Consider the following 21,870-nt stretch of genomic DNA (forward strand, 5'->3'; position numbering starts at 1 on the left):
TCTTAACCATTGGTTCAGGCTGGCTTGCGACGCTCAGCCAATGAAGCCCGCCGTGCCAGAGCCGTCGCCGCCCCCGCCGGGGTCCGCGGGAAACGGGGTCGTTCAACTCCCACCCGCACGTTCCGACGCGCCCGTCACGCCCCGGGCGCGGAACAATGGGGTCATGAGTCAGCAGAACGCCCAGGCAGAGGTCCAGCACGCACAGCCCTCCGTGGGCTCCATAGCGGCACACCGCCCGCACACCGTGGCCGCCGCGGTCTCCGACCTGGAACCCGACATCGACGCGGACCTCGACGCGTACGAGGAGTCCCCGTACGACGGGCCCCAACTGCCCCAGGGCCGCTTCCTCGACCGGGAACGCAGCTGGCTCGCGTTCAACGAGCGGGTCCTGGAACTCGCCGAGGACCCGAACACGCCCCTGCTGGAGCGGGCCAACTTCCTGGCGATCTTCGCCAGCAACCTGGACGAGTTCTTCATGGTCCGGGTGGCCGGCCTCAAGCGCCGCATCGCCACCGGCGTCGCCACCCGGTCGGCCTCCGGGCTGCAGCCCCGCGAGGTGCTGGAGATGATCTGGGCCCGCTCCCGCGAGCTGATGGCCCGGCACGCCGCCTGCTACCACGAGGACATCGCCCCCGCGCTCGCCGAGGAGGGCATCCACCTGGTCCGCTGGTCCGAGCTGACCGAGAAGGAGCAGGCGCGGCTCTTCACGCTCTTCCGGCACCAGATCTTCCCGGTCCTGACCCCCCTGGCGGTCGACCCGGCGCACCCCTTCCCGTACATCTCGGGCCTCTCCCTGAACCTGGCCGTGGTGGTACGCAACCCGGTCAGCGGCCACAAGCACTTCGCCCGGGTCAAGGTGCCGCCGTCGCTGTCCCGCTTCCTGGAGAGCAGCGCGGGCCGGTACGTCCCGATCGAGGACGTCATCGGCGCCCACCTGGAGGAACTGTTCCCGGGCATGGAGGTCGTGGAGCACCACGCCTTCCGCCTCACCAGGAACGAGGACCTGGAGGTCGAGGAGGACGACGCCGAGAACCTGCTCCAGGCCCTGGAGAAGGAGCTCATGCGGCGCCGCTTCGGGCCGCCGGTGCGCCTGGAGGTCGAGGAGTCCATCGACCGCGAGGTCCTCGACCTGCTGGTCCGCGAGCTGAAGGTGTCCGAGGCCGAGGTATACCCGCTGCCCGGCCCGCTCGACCTGACCGGCCTGTTCCGCATCCACGGCCTGGACCGCCCGGAGCTGAAGTACCGCAAGTTCATCGCGGGCACCCACCGCGATCTCGCGGAGGTCGAGTCGGCGTCCGCGCCCGACATCTTCGCCGCCCTGCGCGAGCGGGACGTCCTGCTGCACCACCCGTACGACAGCTTCTCCACCTCCGTGCAGGCCTTCATCGAGCAGGCCGCCGAGGACCCGGACGTCCTCGCCATCAAGCAGACCCTGTACCGGACCTCCGGCGACTCCCCGATCGTCAACGCGCTCGTCGACGCCGCAGAGGCCGGCAAGCAGGTCCTCGTCCTGGTCGAGATCAAGGCCCGCTTCGACGAGCACGCCAACATCAAGTGGGCCAAGCGCCTGGAAGAGGCCGGCTGCCACGTCGTCTACGGCCTGGTGGGCCTGAAGACGCACTGCAAGCTGTCCCTGGTGGTCCGCCAGGAGGGCGAGACGCTCCGCCGCTACAGCCACGTCGGCACCGGCAACTACCACCCGAAGACGGCCCGGCTCTACGAGGACCTCGGCCTGCTCACCGCCGACAGCCAGGTCGGCGCGGACCTGTCGGACCTGTTCAACCGGCTCTCCGGCTACTCGCGCCGGGAGACCTACCGCCGCCTGCTGGTGGCGCCCAAGTCGCTGCGCGACGGACTGATCGCGCGGATCAACAAGGAAGTACAGCACCACCGGGCCGGCCGTCCCGCGTTCATCCGCATCAAGGTCAACTCGATGGTCGACGAGGCGATCATCGACGCCCTGTACCGCGCGTCCATGGCGGGCGTGCCGGTCGACATCTGGGTCCGCGGCATCTGCGCGATCCGGCCGGGCGTGGCGGGCCTGTCGGAGAACGTCAGGGTCCGCTCGATCCTCGGCCGCTTCCTGGAGCACTCCCGGGTCTTCGCCTTCGGCAACGGCGGCGAGCCCGAGGTGTGGATAGGCAGCGCCGACATGATGCACCGCAACCTCGACCGCCGGATAGAGGCGCTGGTCCGGGTCACCGATCCGGGCCACCGGGCCTCGATCAGCCGGCTCCTCGAAACCGGTATGTCCGATTCCACCTCCTCCTGGCACCTGGGTGCGGACGGCGAGTGGACCCGGCACGCGACCGACGCGGACGGACAGCCCCTGCGCAACGTCCAGGAGATGCTCATAGACGCCCGGAGGCGCCGGCGTGGCACAGCAACACCTTGAACCGACGGACCCGACGGCCCGGGTGGTGACCGGGGACGCCCTCGCGGGCTACCTGCGCGCCCAGGCCACGGAGTTCCTCCGCGCGCTGCGCCTGCACCGGGAGACCGGGACGGCCGGCACCGCGGAGGAGTCCGTCGACGCGGCCCGCGCGCTGCGCCGCTCGGCCCGGCGCATCAGCGGCAGCCTGCACACCTTCCGTCCGCTGCTGGAAGCCGACTGGTCGGAGGAGATCCGCCCGGAACTTGCCTGGCTGTCGGGCACGTTGGGCCTGGAGCACGCCTACGAGGCACGACTGGAACGTCTGTTGCTGGCGCTCCACCGGCTCTCCGGCTCGACCAGCCTGCCCAGTCAGGCCACTTCGGAGACGGCGGCCGAGCGCGGCAACCTCACCGTCGGCGCCGCCAAGGCCGGCGCCCTGCTCGACCGCCAGCTCACCCTCGCCCGCACCCGGGCCCACTCCACGGCCCTCCAGGCGCTCGGCTCCTCCCGCTTCCACGCGGTCGCCGACAAGGTGGCGGTACTGGCCAGCGAGGTCCCGCTCACCGGCGCGGCACCCGCCACGGACCTGCGCCCCCTCTCCTCGGCGGCCGAGGAGCGGCTCACCGACGCCATCGCGGCCCTGCCCCTGGTCACGGCCGGCCACCCGTACAACGCGGAGGCCCTGGTCCACGGCCTGTCCCCGGACCCGTCCCCGCACCCCCAGGACGGGCCGTGGCACCAGGTCCGCCTCCTGCTGCGCCTGCACCGCTACGCCCGCGAGGTGCTGTGCGGGCAGGGCGCCCCGGTGGACGTACGGCTGCTCGCGGCGGGCCAGGCCCTGAACCGGCACCGCGACGCCTCCGAGGCGGCGGCCGCCGCGGCCGCCGCCGCCCGCACCCCGCGCATCGCGCCGGCGACCGCCTACGCCCTCGGCGTCCTCCACGCCGACCAGCGCCACGAGGTGGAGGCGGCCCGGTTCGTCTTCCAGCAGGCGTGGCAGAAGCAGCGGGTGGAGGCGGTGTGAACGGCACCCCGGTGCTGGCGGCCGGCTGCGTCCTGTGGCGCCGCTCGCCGGTGGACGGGGACCTCGAGGTCTGCCTCGTCCACCGCCCCAAGTACGACGACTGGTCCCACCCCAAGGGCAAGCTGAAGCGCGGCGAGGACGCGGTCACCGGGGCCCTGCGCGAGGTGGCGGAGGAGACCGGCTACGCCGCGCTGCTCGGCGGCGAACTGTCCACGGCCCTCTACTACGCCAACGACCGCCCCAAGCAGGTCCGTTACTGGGCGGGGGAAGCAGGAGAGGGCCACTTCACCCCGAACCACGAGGTGGACCGGATCCTGTGGCTCCGCCCGGCGGCGGCCCGGCAGCGCCTGACCCAGCCGAGGGACGCCGAACTGGTCGACGAGCTGCTCGCCTCGCTGCACAACACCCCTTAGGCGAGGGAACCCCCAGGCGCCCTGCTCAGCCGCCCCCGCTCACATGCCCCGCCCCGTCGGTGCGCGCGAGGCTGCGCGCCCGACGCGCCGGCCCCCGCCACCCGCACGTACACCGCGCGTAACAGAACGGTCCGTGTTCGACCAGTTCCGTATCGTGCTCCTGCCGCTGCGCAGCCCGACCGGAAGCGTTCCTCTCCACCACTCGGACAACGTTACCCACGCCCGGTAAAGGCCGGGTGTGCGTGACGGGCCCACCCACCCCTCGTTAAGCGGAACGACAGGGGGCCCGTGACGGACGTACCGGCTGGGGGTAGGCAGGCGATGGATCGGCGGCAGCACAGGCGCGCTGGGAAGACGGCGGTCACCGTGGGGCTCGTGGTCGGCCTCGGCACGTGCGCGACCGGCTGCGGCGGGGCCGCCGCCGAAGGGGCCGGGGGCGGCACCGGCGACTCCGCGGTCACCGTCCTGCGGCACGCGGCGGACGCCCTGCGCGCCGCCGCCACCTCCAGGGTGACGACATCGATGGAGATGGCGACCGGCGGTACCCGGGTCACCATCCGCGGCAAGGGCGGGTACGACTACCGCCACCAGCTCGGCGAGCTCACCGTCGTGCTCCCGCAGGACCCGGCCGGCACGCCCGAGCACCGCCCGATCACCGAACTCCTCGCCCCGGGCGCACTGTTCATGAAGAACAGGGGAGCCGGGGTGCCCGCCGACAAGTGGGTACGGGTGGAGACCGCGAGCCTCTCCGACGGCAACCTGGTCACCGGCGGCGCGACCGACCCGTTCGCCGCGACCGAGCTGCTCCTCGGCACCCGCACCGCCATCTACCTGGGCAGGACCGAGGTCGCCGGAACCGCGGTCAGGCACTACCGGGGCACCGCCGACCTCGCGGTCGCCGCCCGCGCCGCCTCGGCCGGCAGCCGGCCGGCCCTCACCGCCGCGGCGAAAGGGTTCGCCACCGCCGAGGTCCCGTTCGACGCGTACCTCGACGACGAGGGCCGGGTCCGCAAGCTCCGGCAGCGGTTCAGCTTCGTCAACGACACCGGCAAGGGCACGGTGGCGGTCGCCTCGACGACCCTGCTCTACGACTTCGGCACCCCGGTGGACGTAAGGTTGCCGCGTCCCCGGGACATCTACGCGGGCCGGATCGCCGAAAACCAGCCAGCGCACTAGTCCGGGATCGGCTCCGTACAACCGGTGAACTAGCCCGTCCGTGCCATGCGCGTTGTGTAGACCGCTCCCTACTCTAGGAAGTCGGTGACGGCAGAGAAGAGGTGACGCACGTGGCTCCGGTCGGCGGTACGGCAGTTCAGGACCACGTGGCCCTCGCCGAGATCGAGCTGTGCGGAGAGCTGATCATCGCCGCTTCGGCCGCCGAGGACCGGCTCAGCCTGGAGAGCATCGACGAGGTGCTGCGCGTGGCCGAGGAGCGCGAGAGCGTCTGACTTCGGCCAGGCCCGCAGGTGGGCACGCGGCCCGGACCCCTGCCCGGACCCCCCGGTCAGGTCCGCAGCAGCCTGGCGATGGCCTGGGTGGCCTCCTCCACCTTCGCGTCGATCTCCGCACCACCCTTGACCGCGGCGTCGGCGACGCAGTGCCGCAGGTGCTCCTCCAGGAGCTGCAGCGCGAACGACTGCAGGGCCTTGGTGGAGGCGGAGACCTGGGTGAGTATGTCGATGCAGTAGGTGTCCTCGTCGACCATGCGCTGCAGGCCGCGGATCTGGCCCTCGATCCGGCGCAGCCGTTTGAGGTGTTCGTCCTTCTGCTTGTGGTAGCCGTGCGTGGCCGCCGGAGCCCCGTTTCCGGAGGGCTTCGTGGCGCCGGCCTCGGTGGTCGTCATCGCGTCCTCCGCATTGCCGATACATATACCCCTGGTGGGTATATGGTAACGAACTTTGCTGGGTATAGGGCCCTCGGGACGCCCCCGTACTGATCACCATGCCCGATGGGTGACACTGGAGGACGGCCCATTAGCCGTGGCCGGATGATGCGCCTAGCATCAGCCTGACCGAAACCCATGCATACCGAGGACCCCAAGTGCGCTTTCGTCTGACCCCCAGGGAGACGAGCTTCTACGACATGTTCGCCGCGTCCGCGGACAACATCGTCACCGGCTCGAAACTCCTGATGGAACTGCTCGGGGCGGACGCGTCTGCCCGGGCCGAGATCGCGGAGCGCATGCGGGCAGCGGAACACGCGGGTGACGACGCCACGCACGCGATCTTCCACCAGCTGAACTCCTCGTTCATCACGCCCTTCGACCGCGAGGACATCTACTCCCTCGCGTCCTCCCTCGACGACATCATGGACTTCATGGAGGAGGCCGTCGACCTGGTCGTCCTCTACAACGTCGAGGAGCTGCCCAAGGGCGTCGAGCAGCAGATCGAGGTGCTGGCGCGGGCCGCGGACCTGACCGCTGAGGCCATGCCCAACCTGCGCACGATGGAGAACCTCACCGAGTACTGGATCGAGGTCAACCGTCTGGAGAACCAGGCCGACCAGATCCACCGCAAGCTCCTCGCCCACCTCTTCAACGGCAAGTACGACGCGATCGAGGTGCTGAAGCTCAAGCAGATCGTGGACGTCCTGGAAGAGGCGGCGGACGCGTTCGAGCACGTGGCGAACACGGTGGAGACCATCGCCGTCAAGGAGTCCTGAGGCGTCGATGGACACCTTCGCGCTCGTCGCGACCATCCTGGTCGCGCTCTTCTTCACGTACACGAACGGCTTCCACGACTCGGCGAACGCGATCGCCACGTCGGTGTCGACGCGTGCGCTCACGCCCCGGGCGGCGCTCGCCATGGCCGCGGTGATGAACCTGGCCGGCGCGTTCCTCGGCAACGAGGTCGCCGAGACGGTCAGCGAGGGCCTGATCAAGACACCCCAGGGTTCGACGGGGATGGGAATCCTCTTCGCCGCGCTCGTCGGCGCGATCGTCTGGAACCTCGTCACCTGGTACTTCGGGCTGCCCTCCTCGTCCTCCCACGCCCTGTTCGGCGGCCTGGTGGGCGCGGCCCTGGCCGGCGGCACACAGGTGCTCTGGAACGGCGTCCTCGACAAGATCATCATCCCGATGTTCCTGTCGCCCGTGGTCGGCCTCCTCCTCGGCTACCTGGTCATGACGGCCATCATGTGGCTGTTCCGGCGCTCCAACCCGCACAAGGCGAAGCAGGGCTTCCGCATAGCGCAGACCGTCTCCGCGGCCGGCATGGCGCTCGGGCACGGCCTCCAGGACGCCCAGAAGACGATGGGCGTCGTCTTCATGGCACTGGTGATTTCCGGCCACGCGTCGTACGGCGACGCGATCCCGGTCTGGGTCAAGATCGTCTGTGCGGTGATGCTGTCCCTGGGCACCTACGCGGGCGGCTGGCGCATCATGCGCACGCTGGGCCGCAAGATCATCGAACTGGACCCGCCCCAGGGCTTCGCGGCCGAGGCGACGGGCGCGTCGATCATGTTCACCACGGCGTTCCTCTTCAAGGCGCCGATCTCCACGACCCACGTCATCACCTCGGCCATCATGGGCGTCGGCGCGACGAAGCGCGTGAACGCGGTCCGCTGGGGTGTCGCCAAGAACATCGTCCTGGGCTGGTTCATCACCATGCCTGCGGCGGCCCTGGTGGCGGCGGCGGCCTTCGGCATCGTCGACCTGACGATCCTCTGACCGGTTTCCCGCCCACCCGACTCGGTCCACACAGGGGCAAGGCCGAAAAGCCGCACCACACCTCCGACACCGCCTCCCAAGACCCAGGGACACGAGCCCCGTCAGAGGCGCAGGCACAAGGCCCGTCGGAGGCGCAAGCCCCGTCAGGGGCGCGGGGAACTGCGCGAGCGGCCACGACGTGCCCGCGGCCGCCGTACGACACGAGCCGGCCCCCACAATCCGCGGCTCTTCCACAGCCCCGGTCCGCAGCCCCGGTCCGCAGCGGCCCCCCACCTACGACCTCGCCTCCCGGCGGACCGAGTCGGGCGGGCGGGCAGGCGGGCGGGAGGGTGGACGGGTGGGCAAAAGGACGGGCCCGCCCCCGGGAGCCAGGGGCGGGCCCTTTTGCATCCTCGCGGTGGCACCGCCATGCAGCACCGCGAGGGGTCGGTTCCGGCTTAGCCGAAGCGGCCGGAGATGTAGTCCTCGGTCGCCTGGACCGACGGGTTGGAGAAGATGCGCTCCGTGTCGTCGATCTCGATCAGCCGGCCGGGCTGGCCGACGGCGGCCAGGTTGAAGAACGCGGTGCGGTCGGAGACACGCGCGGCCTGCTGCATGTTGTGCGTCACGATGACGATCGTGAAGCGCTCCTTGAGCTCACCGATCAGGTCCTCGATGGCGAGGGTGGAGATCGGGTCCAGGGCCGAGCAGGGCTCGTCCATGAGCAGGACCTTCGGCTCGACCGCGATCGCACGGGCGATGCACAGCCGCTGCTGCTGACCACCGGAGAGACCGGAGCCCGGCTTGTTCAGGCGGTCCTTGACCTCGTTCCAGAGGTTGGCGCCCTTGAGCGACCTCTCGACGATGTCGTTGAGCTGGCTCTTCTTGAAGTTGCCGTTCAGCTTCAGACCCGCGGCCACGTTGTCGAAGATCGACATGGTGGGGAAGGGGTTCGGACGCTGGAACACCATGCCGATCTCACGGCGCACCGACACGGGGTCGATGCCGGCGCCGTAGAGGTTCTCGTCGTCCAGGAGGACCTTGCCCTCGACGCGGCCACCGGGGGTGACCTCGTGCATGCGGTTCAGCGTGCGCAGGAACGTCGACTTGCCGCAGCCGGAGGGGCCGATGAACGCCGTGACGGTGCGCGGCTCGATGTTCATCGAGATGTCGTCGATGGCCTTGTGGGAGCCGTAGTACGCGGAGAGCCCGCTTACGTCGATTCGCTTGGACATTACTTCTTCACTTCCAGGGAGTCGGTCGCTGTAGGCCGGTCAGCGACCGGTCTTCGGGGCCTTCCAGCGGGCGATGCCGCGGGCCGCCAGGTTCAGGATCATCACAAAGGCGATCAGCGTGAGCGAGGCCGCCCAGGCACGGTCGTAGCCCGCGTCGGAACCGGCGCTGTTCGCGTACTGCTGGTAGATGAACAGCGGCAGCGACGACTGCGCACCCTCGAAGGGGTTGTTGTTGATGAACGGGTTGCCGAACACCAGCAGCAGGACCGGAGCGGTCTCACCCGCGATACGGGCGATGGCCAGCATGACACCGGTGGTGATACCGCCGATGGAGGTCGGCAGGACCACCTTCAGGATCGTGCGCCACTTCGGCACGCCGAGGGCCAGCGAGGCCTCGCGCAGCTCGTTGGGGACGAGCTTGAGCATCTCCTCGGTGGAGCGGACCACGACCGGCATCATCAGGATGGCCAGGGCGAGCGATCCGGCGAAGCCGAAGGGCTGCATGTCGAAGATCAGCATGAGGCTGAGGATGAACAGACCCGCGACGATCGACGGGATACCCGTCATCACGTCCACGAAGAAGGTGACCGCCTTGGCGAGCCGGCCGCGGCCGTACTCGACGAGGTAGACCGCGGTGAGGATGCCGATCGGAGCGCCGATCAGGGTGGCGAGGCCGACCTGCTCCAGGGAGCCGATGATGGCCGCGTAGGCACCGCCGCCGGGCTGGGCGTCGGCGACCACACCCATGGAGTGGCTGAGGAAGTAGAAGTCCAGGACCTTCACACCGCGCGAGATGGTCACCCAGATCAGGGAGACCAGCGGGATGACGGCGACGATGAAGGCGACCCAGACGAGCGAGGTCGCGACCCGGTCCTTCGCCTGGCGGCGGCCCTCGACCCGGGCGGCGATGCCGTAGGTGCCGAGGATGTAGAGGACGGCGGCGATCAGGCCCCACTGGATCTTGCTGTCCAGGCCGCCGACGAGGCCGATGACCACGCCGAGGACGATGGACCCGCCGACGATGGCGTAGGGGGACCACTTGGGGAGGGTGGCGCCTTGCAGGGTGCTGGGGCGCTTGACTGCTGCGGTGCTCATGCGTTGGCCCCCGAGTACTCCGCGCGGCGCTGGATGATGTAGCGGGCCGCGCCGTTGACCAGCAGGGTGATGACGAAGAGGACCAGACCGGACGCGATGAGCGCGTCGCGGCCGTCGTCGGTCGCCTCACCGAACTTGCTGGCGATGTTCTGGGCGAAGGTTCCGCCGCCCGGGTTGAGCAGGCTGGCGTGGATGTCGAAGTCCGGGGAGAGCACGGTGGCGACGGCCATCGTCTCGCCGAGCGCGCGGCCGAGGCCGAGCATCGAGGCGGAGATCACGCCGGAGCGGCCGAAGGGCAGCACCGACATGCGGATGACCTCCCAGCGCGTGGCGCCGAGGGCGAGTGCCGCTTCCTCGTGCATCTGCGGGACCTGGCGGAAGACCTCGCGGCTCACGTTGGTGATGATCGGCAGGATCATGATCGCGAGCAGGATGCCGACGGTCAGCATCGAGCGGGGGGCGCCGCCGTCCCAGGAGAAGATCCCGGTCCAGCCGAAGTACTTGTCGAGCCAGCCGAACAGGCCGGACATGTGCGGCACCAGCACCAGCGCGCCCCACAGGCCGTACACGATGGACGGCACCGCGGCGAGCAGGTCGATCACATAGCCGATGATGCCGCCGAGCCTGCGCGGCGAGTAGTGCGTGATGAACAGCGCGATCGCGACGGCGACCGGGACCGCGAGGGCCATGGCGATGATCGAGGAGACCACCGTGCCGAAGGCCAGCACCGCGATGCCGAAGCTCGGCGGGATGACGTTGGTGTTCCACTCGAAGGTGGTGAGGAAGTTGCTGTGGTCGCGGTTGATCGCGAGGGCGGCACGGTAGGTGAGGAAGACCGCGATCGCGGCCATGATCACCAGCAGCAGGATGCCGGATCCGCGGGAGAGACCGAGGAAGACCCGGTCACCGGCGCGGGTGGCCCCCCGGGCGTTCCGCTTCTGCTGGGCGGAGCCGTGCCGTGGGGTGGGAGGAGATGCGTCTGTTGTCTGTGTAGATATGTCCATCGGGTTCTCCGGTCTGCGGAGCCGCCTGACGGGCGGCTCGGAGAAGCCGCACGCCCCGGCTCTGAGGGGCGTACGGCTCCGGGCGGCGGTGCACCGGACGGTGCGGCCGGGCCCCTGCCGGGACTCGGCCGCACTCGCGGATCTTTAGCTCAGGGCCTCGATGGTCTCGCGGACCTTGGTGATGATGTCGCTCGGAACCGGGGCGTAGTCGATCGTGGAGAGGACCTTCTGGCCGTCCTCGGAGGCGATGTAGCGCAGGAACGCCTTGGTCGCCGGGAGGGTGTCGGCCTTGTTGCCCTTGTCGCAGACGATCTCGTACGTGACCAGGGTCATCGGGTACGCACCCTCGGCCTTGGTCTTGTAGTCGAGCTGCAGCGCCATGTCCTTGCCGGTGCCGACGATCTGGGCGGCGGCGATGTCGGCGGTGGCGGACTCGGTGGACGGGGCGACCGGCTTGCTGGCACCCGTGTCGATCGAGACGGCCTTGACGCCGTCCGCGACGTAGGAGAGCTCGAAGTAGCCGATGGCGCCGGAGGTCTGCTTGACCTGCTGGGCGACACCCGCGGACTGCGGAGCGGACTGGCCGCCCTTGGCCTGCCAGGCCTTACCGCCCTCGTACTTCCAGTTGGACGGGGTGGCGGCGATCAGGTACTTGGTGAAGTTGTCCGTCGTGCCCGACTCGTCCGAGCGGTGGAACGCCTGGATCTTGAGGTCGGGGAGCTTCGCGTCGGGGTTCAGCTTCTTGATCGCGGCGTCGTTCCACTTGGTGATCTTGCTGTCGAAGATCTTCGCGATCGTCGGCGCGTCCAGGACCAGGTTGTCGACACCCGGGACGTTGTAGCCGAGGGCGATCGGGCCGCCGACCATCGGGAGGTCGATGCCCTGGCCGCCGTTGCAGACCTTCTTGGAGGCGGCGACCTCTTCCGGCTTGAGCGCCGAGTCGGAGCCGGCGAAGGCGACCTGGCCCTGCGTGAAGGCGGTCACACCGGCGCCGGAGCCGGAGCCCTTGTAGTTGATCTGCACACCGCAGGCCTGGGAGAAGGCCTTGACCCAGGCGTCGATGGCGTTCTTCTGCGCGGAGGAGCCGTCGGCGAGCAGCTGGCCCTTGGCGTCGTCGCACTTGATGGAGCTGGCGTTCGCGGAGCTCGAGGGGGTGCTCGAACCGCTGCCGCCACCGTTGTCGTCCGAGCCGCACGCCGAGAGGGTCAGGGCACCGGTGACGGCGACAGCACCGAGAGACAGGGCGCGCAGCCGGTTCTTGCGCTGAAGCTTCACTTTCGGGAGTTCCTTCCAGATGCGCCACCGTCGGCGGCGTGCGAGGTAATCGTGGCGGGGCGAGGGCCTCCTGACTGGGGATTTATGACCACTCACCGCACCGGGTAAGGCCGAAATTAGGCAGAACAGGTGAAGGCGCCGATGGCCATAGGTAAACGGAGGGTGAACCCCTGCCGTCAACCCGGTTAGGTCACGGAACGCTCACGGTGAGGGCACGCCCCGGTTCCAACTGCCGGGTTACGCGAACATTTATTCGCCGTTCGCCATCGCAGTCGTCACGAGGGCACGGCATTCATGACCCGCGCACGGGAACCCGTGTGCGACGGACGCCGTCTCGTCCCACGAAAGCCGACGAAAGGCATGGGCATGGAACGGCGTTCCTTCATATCGGGCGGGGCCGCCGCCCTCGCGGCGACCGCACTGGCCGGGTGCAGCTCCGGCGGCGCCACCGCGCCCCGCACGACCGGCGCACCGCCCGTGTCCACATCCTCCCGTACGGCGCTGAAGACCACCAGCGCAGCGGCCGCGGCCAACTGGACCGCCCTCGCCCACGCTCTGGACGGCACCCTGGTCCGCCCCGGCGACGCGAACTGGACGACGGCCCACCAGCTCTACAACACCCGCTTCGACGGGCTGAAGCCGTCCGCCGTGGCCTACGTGGCCCACGCCGACGACATCCGCACCACGCTGTCGTACGCCCAGGCCCACCACCTGAAGGTCTCGATCCGCAACGGCGGCCACTCCTACGCGGGCTACTCCTCGGGCGACGGCCGGCTGATCCTCGACGTCTCCAAGCTCAACCGCATCCGGGTGGGCGGCGGCACGGCGGTCGTCGGCGCCGGTGCCAAGCTCATCGACGTCTACCGGGGTCTCGCCGCCAAGGGCGTGACCGTCCCGGCGGGCTCCTGCCCCACGGTCGGCGTCTCCGGCCTGGTGCTGGGCGGCGGACACGGGGTCGCGTCCCGCGCCTACGGCCTGACCTGCGACAGCCTCACCCGGGCGACACTGATCACGGCGGACGGCACGCAGGTGGTCGCCGACGCGAGCAGCAACAAGGACCTCTTCTGGGCGCTGCGCGGGGCCGGCAACGGCAACTTCGGCGTCGTCACCGAGCTGCAGTTCAAGACGCATCCCACCCCGCAGGGCGTCACGGCGTACCTGACCTGGCCGTGGGCGAAGGCCGCGCAGGTCCTCAAGGCCTGGCAGGAGTGGGGGCCGTCCCAGCCGGACGAGATCTGGTCCTCCCTGCACCTGGAGAACTCGGGCAGCGGCCCGCGCGTCTCGGTGGCCTGCTTCTCGATGGGCACCTACGGCGAACTCCAGAACGCGGTCGACGCCCTCGCCCACAAGGCGGGCGCCAACGCCTCCTCCGTCTCGCTGCGCCGCCACGGCTACGAGGAGGCGATGGAGATCTACGCCGGCTGCTCCTCCTTCGCCACCGAGCCGCAGTGCCACCTGCCCGGATCCACTCCGGGCCGCTCCACGGCGGGCAAGCTGGGCCGGGAGACCTACGCGGCCCGCTCCGACTTCTTCGACCGCTCGCTCTCGACGGCCGGCATCCAGGCGGCGCTGAAGCAGATCGGCTCGGTCCGGGGCGGCGCGGGGAGCATCGCGTTCACGGCGCTCGGCGGTGCGGTCAACCGGGTCTCCCCGACGGCGACCGCGTTCGTGCACCGGCGGTCGCGGATGCTGGCCCAGTACATAGTGTCGTGGGGTGCCGGATCCTCCGGCGGCACGGGCCAGGCGTGGCTGAACGCGGCACACGCCGCGATGAAGCCGTACGCCTCCGGCGCCGCGTACCAGAACTACGCGGACCCGACGCTGACCGGCTGGAAGAAGGCGTACTACGGGGACGCGGTGACGAAGCTCGGCAAGGTGAAGCAGCAGTACGACCCGGAGCGGTTCTTCTCCTCCCCGCAGGGGCTGTAGCAGGGCTTGCGGGGATCGCGGGGGTCTTTCGGCCGCGGGTGCGTGGGGGGGCTGGTCGGCAGTTCCTCGCGCCCCTGCCGGGGCGCCGCAGTCGCGTCGGCTACGCCGCCAGGTCCCGTTCCTCGGACTCCAGCGGGGTGCGGGCCCCGGGCACCAGGCCCATCCGGGCCGCCCGCCCCCGTACGATCCACCCCACCCTCGGCGACGACTCGACCGCCTTCATCACCGGCGTCAGCAGTGCCGTGGCCAGGGGGGACAGGAGGAGGACGACGGCCGTGCCCAGGGCGAAGCCGCCCACCACGTCCGTCGGGTAGTGCACTCCCATGTACACCCGGCAGAACCCCTCCGCCAGCGCCAGGCCGATCCCCGCGAGACCGAACCTCCGGTTGGCGACGAAGAGGCCGACGCCCAGGGCCATGGTGATCGTCGCGTGGTCGCTGACGAACGAGTAGTCGGTCTTGCCGGAGACCAGGACGTCGAGTCCCTGGTGGGTGAGGAAGGGCCTCGGCCGCTCGACGAAACCGCGGATCGGCACGTTCACCAGGACGGCGGTCGCCGCCGCGAGCGGGGCCCACACCAGCGCGGCCAGGGTGCCGGCGGTGCCCTCGTCGCCCCGGCGCCGCACGGACCACCAGCACCACACCACCAGCAGGACCATCGCGACCAGCAGCCCGTACTCCCCGACGAACTCCACCGCCCGGTCGAACCAGTGCGGGGCGTCCTTGGCCAGGCCGTTGATGTCGTAGAGCAGGTCGACGTCGGGGTTGGATCCGGATTCGGCGAGTACAGCCATCGTGCCTGCGGCCCCTTCGTCGTCGTTCCGGGACGCACCTGGTGTGCGTCGCTCGCTGCCACCCCCGTGGTCGGCTACGTCAACAGGAACGCACGGCCCCCGTCACTACGTTCCACCCTCCACCGAATGATCACGCAGACGTTATCGAAGAGAGACACAAAGCCCCAGCTCAGGGGGTGGGTTATACGCTCCGTTCACACCGTGGTGGGCAACGCTTTCGCGCCATCCTCGGTGACCCGGGTGGCCCCGAAGTAGTCGGCGCCGTCGATGGGGTCGAACCGGATGACCGCCCCGGTGTACGGCGCGTCGATCATGTACCCGCCACCGACGTAGATGCCCACGTGATGGATGGCGCGGGAGTTGGCGAGGTCGGTGGAGAAGAAGACCAGATCCCCGGGGAGCAGCTCCTTGCGCGAGGGGTGCGGGCCGGCGTTGTACTGGTCGTTGGCGACCCGCGGCAGCGTGATCCCCACACTCTCGTACGCGGCCTTGGTCAGCCCGGAGCAGTCGAACCGGCCACCGTCCTGAGCTGTGCCGTTGCCGCCCCACTTGTACGGGGTGCCGAGCTTGTTCTGGGCGTACTCGATGGCGCCGGCCGCCTGCCTGGTCGGCGAGAGCCGGCTGACGGGCGCGGCGAAGCTGTCCGCGAGGGTGGTGATCGTCCTGACGTAGTTCTGCGTCTCCTTGTAGGGCGGCACACCCTTGTACCTGATGACCGCGTACGCCCCCGCGTTGTAGGCGGCGAGCATGTTGTCGGAGACGTCGCCGGGGACGTCCTTGACGTACGAGGCGAGCTGGCAGTCGTAGGAGGCCGCCGACGGGATCGCGTCGTTCGGGTCCCAGACGTCCCGGTCGCCGTCGCCGTCGCCGTCGATGCCGTGGGTGGCCCAGGTCCCCGGGATGAACTGCGCTATCCCCTGCGCGGCCGCCGCGCTCTGCGCCCTCGGGTTGAACCCGCTCTCCTGGTAGAGCTGCGCGGCGAGCAGGGCGGGGTTGATCGCGGGGCAGAGGTTGCCCCACCTCTGCACGAGCGTGGAGTAGGCGGCCGGTACCGCGCCCTTGGCCAGTGCCCTGCCGGCACCGCCGGCGCCGCCCAGCAGGTTCCCGGCGACGAGGTACACCCCGACGACGAGCAGCATGACGAAGCTCAGCCCGAGGCCGACCGCCGCGCCACCGATCACCCAAACTTTCCGCACGCCCCAACCCTCCCCCATGCCAGGGCTGTTCAACGCCATTTCGGCCGAGAGTGGCGTTATTTCGCGGCAGAAAGACGCAGCTGACGCCCTCTCACCGGGTCACGGCGTCCTCGTACAGCCCGCCGGCCTCGCTCCCGAGCACGACACTGTAGGACGTGTCGGGCGTGGAACCGCCCTGTTCGTGCCCGCCGAGCACCCCGACCACCTCGTGGTCCCCGTTCACCCACGGGCTGCCGCTGGTCCCCCCGGTGAACTCGGGACAGTCGATCCGCTGCTGGGTGGCGCCGCGGGGGACCGGCTTGTTGGTGCAACTGACGGGCACCTCGCGGGAGTCGGGGTAGCCGGTGACGGTCACGCCGGTGGCACCGGTGGCCGTGCCGCTGACGAACCGGTTGGCCCCGGTCACCTCCTCGACCCGCCGGCCGCCCAGCTCGGCCACGACGGCGAAGGCCACGTCGCTGTCCTCGTCCCGGCCCTTCGCCCACCCGTCGGGCAGGTACCGCCGGCCCACCTTCCACACCCCGTACGGCGCCTGCCCGTCCCGGTACCCCGGCACGAAGACGAGCCCGCCGGCGTCGTCCCCGTCGACGCAGTGCGCGGCGCTGACGATCAGGTCCCGCTGCGGACTGTGCACGACGGAGGCGGTGCAGAAGTGGTGGCCTGCCAGGCTGCCGGCCTCGTCGGCGCCGAACAGCGCCCCGACCCGCGCGCTCTCCGCGGTCGGCCCGACCACCGCGGTCACCCCGAACGGCCCGGGGCCGTCGTCGGCGGCCGCCACCGAGGCCGAGGTGGCGGTCAGCACGACGGCCGCGCCGAGCGCGAGCCGGCGCGGGACGGAAGAGATGCGTGAGGAGCTCTTCATCAGCCCCCACTGTGTCCCAGAAAGGTGAGAAACGACTCCCCGCTTCACTGAGATTTACCTGTGAACCACTCTGCCGTCGCGGCCCGTCCACCGTGCCCGTTGGGACCGCAAGTCTGCCCCGGAGCGCCTCGGAACCTGCCCGCGCTCCGTGCGAGCGTGGGAATGTCCGCTCGCCCGCGACCACCGGAGGAAGACATATGGGACTGGCTCGTGATGAAAGCCCCACGTCGAAGCAGGGGCGGGCCCCTCAGCGGCCGCGAGTGAGTCCCGTACCCGCCGGAACGGCCGTGCAGCGGATACTCGACCTGCAGAGCCACGCGGGGAACCAGGCGGTGGTCGAGATGCTGGGGCGCCCCGGGCAGCCGGCGGCGGAGCGGCACCGGCACGGCCCCGCGTGCGGGCACCGGTCGCAGAACTCCCCCGTCCAGCGTTCCACGGACGGCGGCACCGTGGCGCGCGCCGAGGAGGAGGACGGGCACGTCCACGACGGGGCGAGGGACACCGGTCCCGAGGGACAGAGCGCCCTGCTGGCCGCCGCCATGAACTCCTCGAGCGAGTCCCTGCCCGCCTCGGTCGTGGCGAAGGCCGGTGCCTTCTACCGGAACGACGGGTTCTCCACCACGCGCGTGCACCGTGACGCGGTGGCCCAGCGTGCCACGGCGGCGCTGGGCGCCCAGGCCATGACCGTCGGCAACCACATCTTCCTCTCCGCGGGGGCCGGGGCCGACGAGAAGCTGATCGGGCACGAACTCAGCCATGTCGACAAGAACCTCAAGGGCGTGCCCGAGACGGGCCACGGCAACGGTGCCGGAGTCACCGTCACCGACCCGCGGCAGCACTCGGAACAGGCCGCCGAGCGGGACGGCAACGCCTACGCCTCCGGGCAGGCGACCGCCCCCTCCGCCGTCGCCCGGCAGACGGTGGCGAACGGCTCGCACGGCACCGTCCAGCGGATGCCGGGAGACGGCGAACAGGCGCCGGGCGGCGGAAGCCGGATCGCCATCCAGGACCAGGCCCCGGAACTCAGCGCCGAGGACCACATCGCGTCGCTCCCCGAGGACAGCGACCAGGAGGTCTACCTGAAGCGCGGTGTGACGCCGACGCAGAAGAAGTACCTGGTGAAGGAGGTGATCCGCGGCTCGTTCATCAGCCTCCCGAAGATGCTCCGGGAACCCGACGAGAACGCCGCCAAGCCCGACCCCGAGCACGTCAAGGGGTACGTGAACCAGACCCGCAACGACGACACCGCGAAGCTGATCGAGTTCTCCACGGACTCCAAGATCGCCGCCCAGTTCGCGTCGGAGTCCCGGTTCGGGTACGTGCTCACCATCCGGATCAAGCGGAAGTACCTGGCCAAGGGCGCCACCGGCGGCGAGAACGGCTGGATCGCGCAGCAGGGCGCGCCCTACGAGATCGTCGCGGTCGACCAGCGCGACTCGACCAGGGAGGGGATCTCTCCGCTGACCGAGGAAGAGCTGCGCGCGGTGGTCAAGAAGGAGGAGATGGCCGAGTTCCTGCTCAGCGTCCAGGAGACGGACGCGCTCGCCACCTACCTGGGCCAGTTCCAGGGACCGGCCAAGGTCGCGGAGATGAAGAGGATCATGGCGCTCCGGGCGTCGGAGCTCAAGGACTAGCCGGCCGGAGTCTCCCGGGAGCGGTCACACGGCCCCGACCCCGAGCGGCCACGTCACCCCCGTCAGCTCCTCCGACAGCGTCCAGAGCCTGCGGGCCGCCACCGGATCGCTCGCCGCCGCGCTGCGGCCCGCCAGTGCCGGTGCGCCCCGCATCTCGCCGAGTCCGCTCGGTCCGACGTAGCTGGCGCCGGGCAGGTCCTGGGTCGCCGCGTAGAGCGTGGGGAGCGAGCCCGCGCGGTCGTCCTGGGCGACCAGCAGGTTGCCGAGACGCATGCCGAGCCGGGCGAGCGGGTTGGCGGTGTGGCTCTGGAGGTTGGTGGCCGCGTAGCCGGGGTGGGCGGCGAGGGCCCTGACAGCGGAACCGGCCTCGGTGAGCCGGCGCTGGAGTTCCAGGGTGAACAGCAGGTTGGCCAGCTTGGACTGGGCGTAGGCGCGGGTCGGACTGTAGGTGCCGCGCAGGTTGACGTCGTTGAAGTGGATCACGCCGTCGCCGCCGCGGTGCAGCCCGGAGGAGACCGTCACCACGCGGTCCCTCAGGTACGGCAGCAGCAGGTTGGTCAGTGCGAAGTGACCCAGGTGGTTCGTGCCGAACTGCATCTCGAAGCCGTCCCTGGTGGACTGCTCCGGGAGCATCATCACGCCGGCGTTGTTGACCAGGAGGTCCAGCGGGCGGTCCCAGGCCGCCGCGAACTCCCGTACCGAGGCCAGGTCGGCCAGGTCCAGCCGGCGCACCTCCGTGCTGCCGTTCACCCGTGCCGCGGCCGCGCTTCCGCGCTCCTGGTCGCGCACCGCGAACACCACATGTGCCCCGGACCGGGCCAGCGCGTCGGCGGCGGTGAAGCCGATGCCGCTGTTGGCACCGGTGACCACGGCCGTACGGCCGGAGAGGTCGGGGAGGTCGGACGCGTTCCACGTGCCAGTTTTCTCAGCCATGGCCGTCAATGTAGGCGTCGCCAACAATGCTGTCAATGACAACAAAGATGGCATCGTCAACAAAGCTGACGGCGGCAACATCGGGTTACGATGACCCGCATGCCGCAGAGCCGCCCCTACCACCACGGAGACCTGCGCGCCGCGCTGCTCACCAGCGCCGAGCGCACCCTGCGCGAGAAGGGCGTCGCCGCGCTGTCCCTGCGCGAGCTGGCCCGCGACATCGGTGTCAGCCACGCGGCACCCGGCCGCCACTTCAAGGACAAGCAGGCCCTGCTGGACGCCCTCGCGCTCAACGGGTACGGCCGCCTGCAGCAGGCCCTGGACGCGGTCGACGACCCGGCCGCCCCCCTGCAGCCGAGGGTCACCGCACTGGCGCGGGCCTATCTCACCTTCGCCGTGGACCACCCCGAACTGCTGGAGCTGATGTTCGCGCGCAAGCACGACCCGGAGAGTTCCGTGCAGGCCGCCGAGGTGATCGACGCGTCCCTGGGGTCCTTCACCCGCCTGGTCGCCGACGCGCAGGCCCGGGGCGAGATCGTCGAGGGCGACCCGGAGCGGCTCACCCTCGTCGCGGCCGCCGGCATCCACGGCCTGGCCGCCCTCATCGCCGGCTGCGCCCTGCCGGCCGAGGAGGCCCTGGCCTCGCTCGACGAGCACGTCCACCACATCCTGCACGGCCTGAAGCCGCGCTGACCGCTCGGAACGCCCCGGTCAAGGCCCGCCGAGGGGCCGTCAGCGGCACCCCTGGTCAACCGGACCCCAACTTCCGGCCATCCGCGGCCCAATGATCAGTAAGCCCCGGCCGTCCTTGGGTAACGCGGAAGTCAGAATTCCGAAACCCACCTTGTTGTCGCGTACCCAACAAGGTGATGGTCGTCGCGGGCCGCCGCCCCCACCGGCAACCACACCGGTGGCCCCCACCCGCAGGCCTCTGTCCCCCCTCTTCCAGGAGGCTGTACCTTGCGTACGACCACCCCCGACACCCCCCACATACGCGGCAGATGGCGCCGCGCCGGCTCGGCGGCCGCCGCCACCGCCGCCCTCCTCGTCGCGGGCCTCGGCACCGCCGCGCACGCCACCGCGGCCACCGCCCCCCACAGGGTGAGCGCCACCGCCGTCGCCGCCCAGGTCGCCAAGGCCCACGTCCGGTACGAGAAGGCGGGCTGCGGTGCCACCCCGAAGAAGGGCTTCGCCGCGTGCGACGCCCTGCGGGTCACCGGCGGCACCACCGCCTTCATGGAGAAGCAGGCCGCGCTCAAGGGCGTGGCACCGAAGACCGTGTCGCCGGACGCCGCGTCCGACTCCCCCACCGGATACGGCCCTTCGGACCTCCAGTCGGCCTACGGCCTGACCTCTGCCGCCGCCTCCGACGGCTCGGGCGAGACCGTCGCGATCGTCGACGCGTACGACGACCCGAACGCCGCCGCCGACCTCGCGACCTACCGCTCGCACTACGGCCTGCCCGCCTGCACCACGGCCGACGGCTGCTTCAAGAAGGTCTCCCAGACCGGCTCCACGACCGCACTGCCCTCGGCCGACAGCGGCTGGGCCGGCGAGGAGTCCCTCGACCTCGACATGGTCAGCGCGGTCTGCCCGAAGTGCGACATCCTGCTCGTCGAGGCGAAGTCGGCCTCCGACGCCAACCTGGGCACCGCGGTGAACGAGGCCGTCAAGCTGGGCGCCAGGTTCGTCTCCAACAGCTACGGCGGCGGCGAATCCTCCTCGGACACCTCGTACGACACGTCGTACTACAAGCACCCCGGCGTGGCCATCACGGCGAGCGCCGGCGACGAGGGCTACGGCGCCGAGTACCCGGCCGGCTCCCGTTACGTGACCGCCGTCGGCGGCACCGCCCTGAAGTCCTCCTCCAACAGCCGCGGCTGGACCGAGAGCGTCTGGCGGACCTCCAGCACCGAGGGCACCGGCTCCGGCTGCTCCGCCTACGACGCCAAGCCCGCCTGGCAGACCGACACCGGCTGCACCAAGCGCATGATCTCCGACGTCTCCGCCGTCGCCGACCCGGCCACCGGCGTCTCCGTCTACGACTCCTACGGCGCGGACGGCACCGGCTGGAACGCCTACGGCGGCACCAGCGCCTCCTCGCCGATCATCGCCTCGGTCTACGCGCTGGCCGGCACCCCGGGCAGCGGCGACTACCCGGCCCAGTACCCCTACGCGGCGGCCGGCACCCCGGCCCTGAACGACGTGACGAGCGGATCCAACGGCTCGTGCTCCACGTCCTACTTCTGCACCGCCCGGTCCGGCTACGACGGCCCGACCGGCTGGGGCACCCCGGAAGGGACCGACGCCTTCACCGGCTAGGGCCCGGCTGGACCTCCCCGTCGGGTCACGGGGAGCCGCCACCGTGAGGGGGACGTGGGGTCCCCTCGGCGGCACGCAAGAGGAAACGGGTCACGGCAGCCGGCCGTGACCCGTTTTTCCGCGCCTCCGGAGACA

General features: G+C 70.5%; 20 protein-coding genes. 11 read left to right on the top strand and 9 right to left on the bottom strand.

Annotation, left to right across the window (positions count from 1 at the left end; all coding sequences use genetic code 11):
* Nucleotides 1-40: 40 nt before the first annotated feature.
* The 5 genes from ACFY3I_RS42285 to ACFY3I_RS42305 all read left to right on the top strand — a co-directional run bounded on the left by ACFY3I_RS42285 (nucleotide 41) and on the right by ACFY3I_RS42305 (nucleotide 5,259).
* Nucleotides 41-2,395 carry an RNA degradosome polyphosphate kinase gene (locus tag ACFY3I_RS42285; RefSeq protein WP_390866286.1) on the top strand — a complete coding sequence of 785 codons (2,355 nt, stop codon included), beginning with the start codon at nucleotides 41-43 and terminating at the stop codon, nucleotides 2,393-2,395.
* A complete protein-coding gene (locus tag ACFY3I_RS42290) occupies nucleotides 2,376-3,398 on the top strand; it encodes a CHAD domain-containing protein (RefSeq protein ID WP_365289880.1) in 1,023 nt (340 codons plus the stop codon). Before ACFY3I_RS42285 ends, ACFY3I_RS42290 begins: the two co-directional genes overlap by 20 nt.
* A complete protein-coding gene (locus ACFY3I_RS42295) occupies nucleotides 3,395-3,811 on the top strand; it encodes an NUDIX hydrolase (protein ID WP_365289882.1) in 417 nt (138 codons plus the stop codon). The genes ACFY3I_RS42290 and ACFY3I_RS42295 overlap by 4 nt, the downstream gene beginning before the upstream one ends.
* Before the next feature lie 321 nt (nucleotides 3,812-4,132).
* Nucleotides 4,133-4,987: a hypothetical protein gene (locus tag ACFY3I_RS42300; protein WP_390866287.1), complete on the top strand. Its 855-nt coding sequence runs from the start codon at nucleotides 4,133-4,135 to the stop codon at nucleotides 4,985-4,987.
* Nucleotides 4,988-5,097: 110 nt separating this feature from the next.
* Nucleotides 5,098-5,259, top strand: a complete 162-nt coding sequence (locus tag ACFY3I_RS42305; protein WP_390866300.1) for a hypothetical protein — start codon at nucleotides 5,098-5,100, stop codon at nucleotides 5,257-5,259.
* A gap of 56 nt (nucleotides 5,260-5,315) precedes the next feature.
* On the opposite strand, the gene ACFY3I_RS42310 is transcribed toward ACFY3I_RS42305, so the two are convergent.
* The gene (locus tag ACFY3I_RS42310) at nucleotides 5,316-5,654 is read right to left on the bottom strand and encodes a metal-sensitive transcriptional regulator (protein ID WP_365289887.1); all 339 of its coding nucleotides are present in this window, start codon (nucleotides 5,652-5,654) and stop codon (nucleotides 5,316-5,318) included.
* 197 nt (nucleotides 5,655-5,851) lie between these two features.
* Here ACFY3I_RS42310 and ACFY3I_RS42315 point away from each other — a divergent pair, with 197 nt between their 5' ends.
* A complete protein-coding gene (locus ACFY3I_RS42315; RefSeq protein WP_351708843.1) occupies nucleotides 5,852-6,472 on the top strand; it encodes a DUF47 family protein in 621 nt (206 codons plus the stop codon).
* Between the two features lie 7 nt (nucleotides 6,473-6,479).
* Entirely contained in the window at nucleotides 6,480-7,478 is a 999-nt protein-coding gene (locus ACFY3I_RS42320) for an anion permease (protein ID WP_390866288.1), read from the top strand.
* A 437-nt stretch (nucleotides 7,479-7,915) separates the two neighbouring features.
* On the opposite strand, the gene pstB is transcribed toward ACFY3I_RS42320, so the two are convergent.
* From pstB to pstS, 4 genes are all read right to left on the bottom strand, one after another.
* On the bottom strand, nucleotides 7,916-8,692 hold the full coding sequence (pstB, locus tag ACFY3I_RS42325; protein WP_365289891.1) for a phosphate ABC transporter ATP-binding protein PstB: 777 nt from the start codon (nucleotides 8,690-8,692) through the stop codon (nucleotides 7,916-7,918).
* 39 nt (nucleotides 8,693-8,731) lie between these two features.
* Nucleotides 8,732-9,787, bottom strand: coding sequence for a phosphate ABC transporter permease PstA (pstA, locus tag ACFY3I_RS42330; protein ID WP_390866289.1), 1,056 nt, complete (start codon nucleotides 9,785-9,787; stop codon nucleotides 8,732-8,734).
* Nucleotides 9,784-10,791, bottom strand: a complete 1,008-nt coding sequence (gene pstC / locus ACFY3I_RS42335) for a phosphate ABC transporter permease subunit PstC (RefSeq protein ID WP_365289895.1) — start codon at nucleotides 10,789-10,791, stop codon at nucleotides 9,784-9,786. Before pstC ends, pstA begins: the two co-directional genes overlap by 4 nt.
* Before the next feature lie 144 nt (nucleotides 10,792-10,935).
* Nucleotides 10,936-12,066 (bottom strand): phosphate ABC transporter substrate-binding protein PstS, encoded by a 1,131-nt coding sequence (gene pstS, locus ACFY3I_RS42340; protein ID WP_390866290.1) that lies wholly within the window; start codon nucleotides 12,064-12,066, stop codon nucleotides 10,936-10,938.
* A 366-nt stretch (nucleotides 12,067-12,432) separates the two neighbouring features.
* On the opposite strand from pstS, the gene ACFY3I_RS42345 reads away from it, so the two are divergent.
* Nucleotides 12,433-13,995 (top strand): FAD-binding oxidoreductase, encoded by a 1,563-nt coding sequence (locus ACFY3I_RS42345; protein ID WP_390866291.1) that lies wholly within the window; start codon nucleotides 12,433-12,435, stop codon nucleotides 13,993-13,995.
* Nucleotides 13,996-14,095: 100 nt separating this feature from the next.
* Here ACFY3I_RS42345 and ACFY3I_RS42350 read toward each other — a convergent pair whose 3' ends face one another.
* From ACFY3I_RS42350 to ACFY3I_RS42360, 3 genes are all read right to left on the bottom strand, one after another.
* The gene (locus ACFY3I_RS42350) at nucleotides 14,096-14,788 is read right to left on the bottom strand and encodes a phosphatase PAP2 family protein (protein ID WP_365289900.1); all 693 of its coding nucleotides are present in this window, start codon (nucleotides 14,786-14,788) and stop codon (nucleotides 14,096-14,098) included.
* Nucleotides 14,789-14,982: 194 nt separating this feature from the next.
* Nucleotides 14,983-16,002 (bottom strand): NlpC/P60 family protein, encoded by a 1,020-nt coding sequence (locus ACFY3I_RS42355; protein ID WP_390866299.1) that lies wholly within the window; start codon nucleotides 16,000-16,002, stop codon nucleotides 14,983-14,985.
* Between the two features lie 73 nt (nucleotides 16,003-16,075).
* Entirely contained in the window at nucleotides 16,076-16,846 is a 771-nt protein-coding gene (locus ACFY3I_RS42360; RefSeq protein WP_365289901.1) for a trypsin-like peptidase domain-containing protein, read from the bottom strand.
* Nucleotides 16,847-17,133: 287 nt separating this feature from the next.
* Between ACFY3I_RS42360 and ACFY3I_RS42365 the strand changes: the two genes are divergently transcribed.
* Nucleotides 17,134-18,480: a DUF4157 domain-containing protein gene (locus ACFY3I_RS42365; protein WP_390866292.1), complete on the top strand. Its 1,347-nt coding sequence runs from the start codon at nucleotides 17,134-17,136 to the stop codon at nucleotides 18,478-18,480.
* 24 nt (nucleotides 18,481-18,504) lie between these two features.
* Here the strand turns inward: ACFY3I_RS42365 and ACFY3I_RS42370 are convergent, their stop codons facing one another.
* Entirely contained in the window at nucleotides 18,505-19,413 is a 909-nt protein-coding gene (locus ACFY3I_RS42370) for an oxidoreductase (protein ID WP_365289905.1), read from the bottom strand.
* A 90-nt stretch (nucleotides 19,414-19,503) separates the two neighbouring features.
* On the opposite strand from ACFY3I_RS42370, the gene ACFY3I_RS42375 reads away from it, so the two are divergent.
* Both ACFY3I_RS42375 and ACFY3I_RS42380 read left to right on the top strand, forming a co-directional pair.
* Nucleotides 19,504-20,106 (top strand): TetR/AcrR family transcriptional regulator, encoded by a 603-nt coding sequence (locus ACFY3I_RS42375; RefSeq protein ID WP_365289907.1) that lies wholly within the window; start codon nucleotides 19,504-19,506, stop codon nucleotides 20,104-20,106.
* Nucleotides 20,107-20,373: 267 nt separating this feature from the next.
* Complete coding sequence (locus ACFY3I_RS42380; protein WP_390866293.1) at nucleotides 20,374-21,735, top strand: peptidase S8; 1,362 nt, start codon at nucleotides 20,374-20,376, stop codon at nucleotides 21,733-21,735.
* The last annotated feature ends 135 nt before the right edge of the window (nucleotides 21,736-21,870 follow it).

The organism is Streptomyces sp. NPDC001068, assembly GCF_042897315.1.
Taxonomy (GTDB): Bacteria; Actinomycetota; Actinomycetes; order Streptomycetales; family Streptomycetaceae; genus Streptomyces.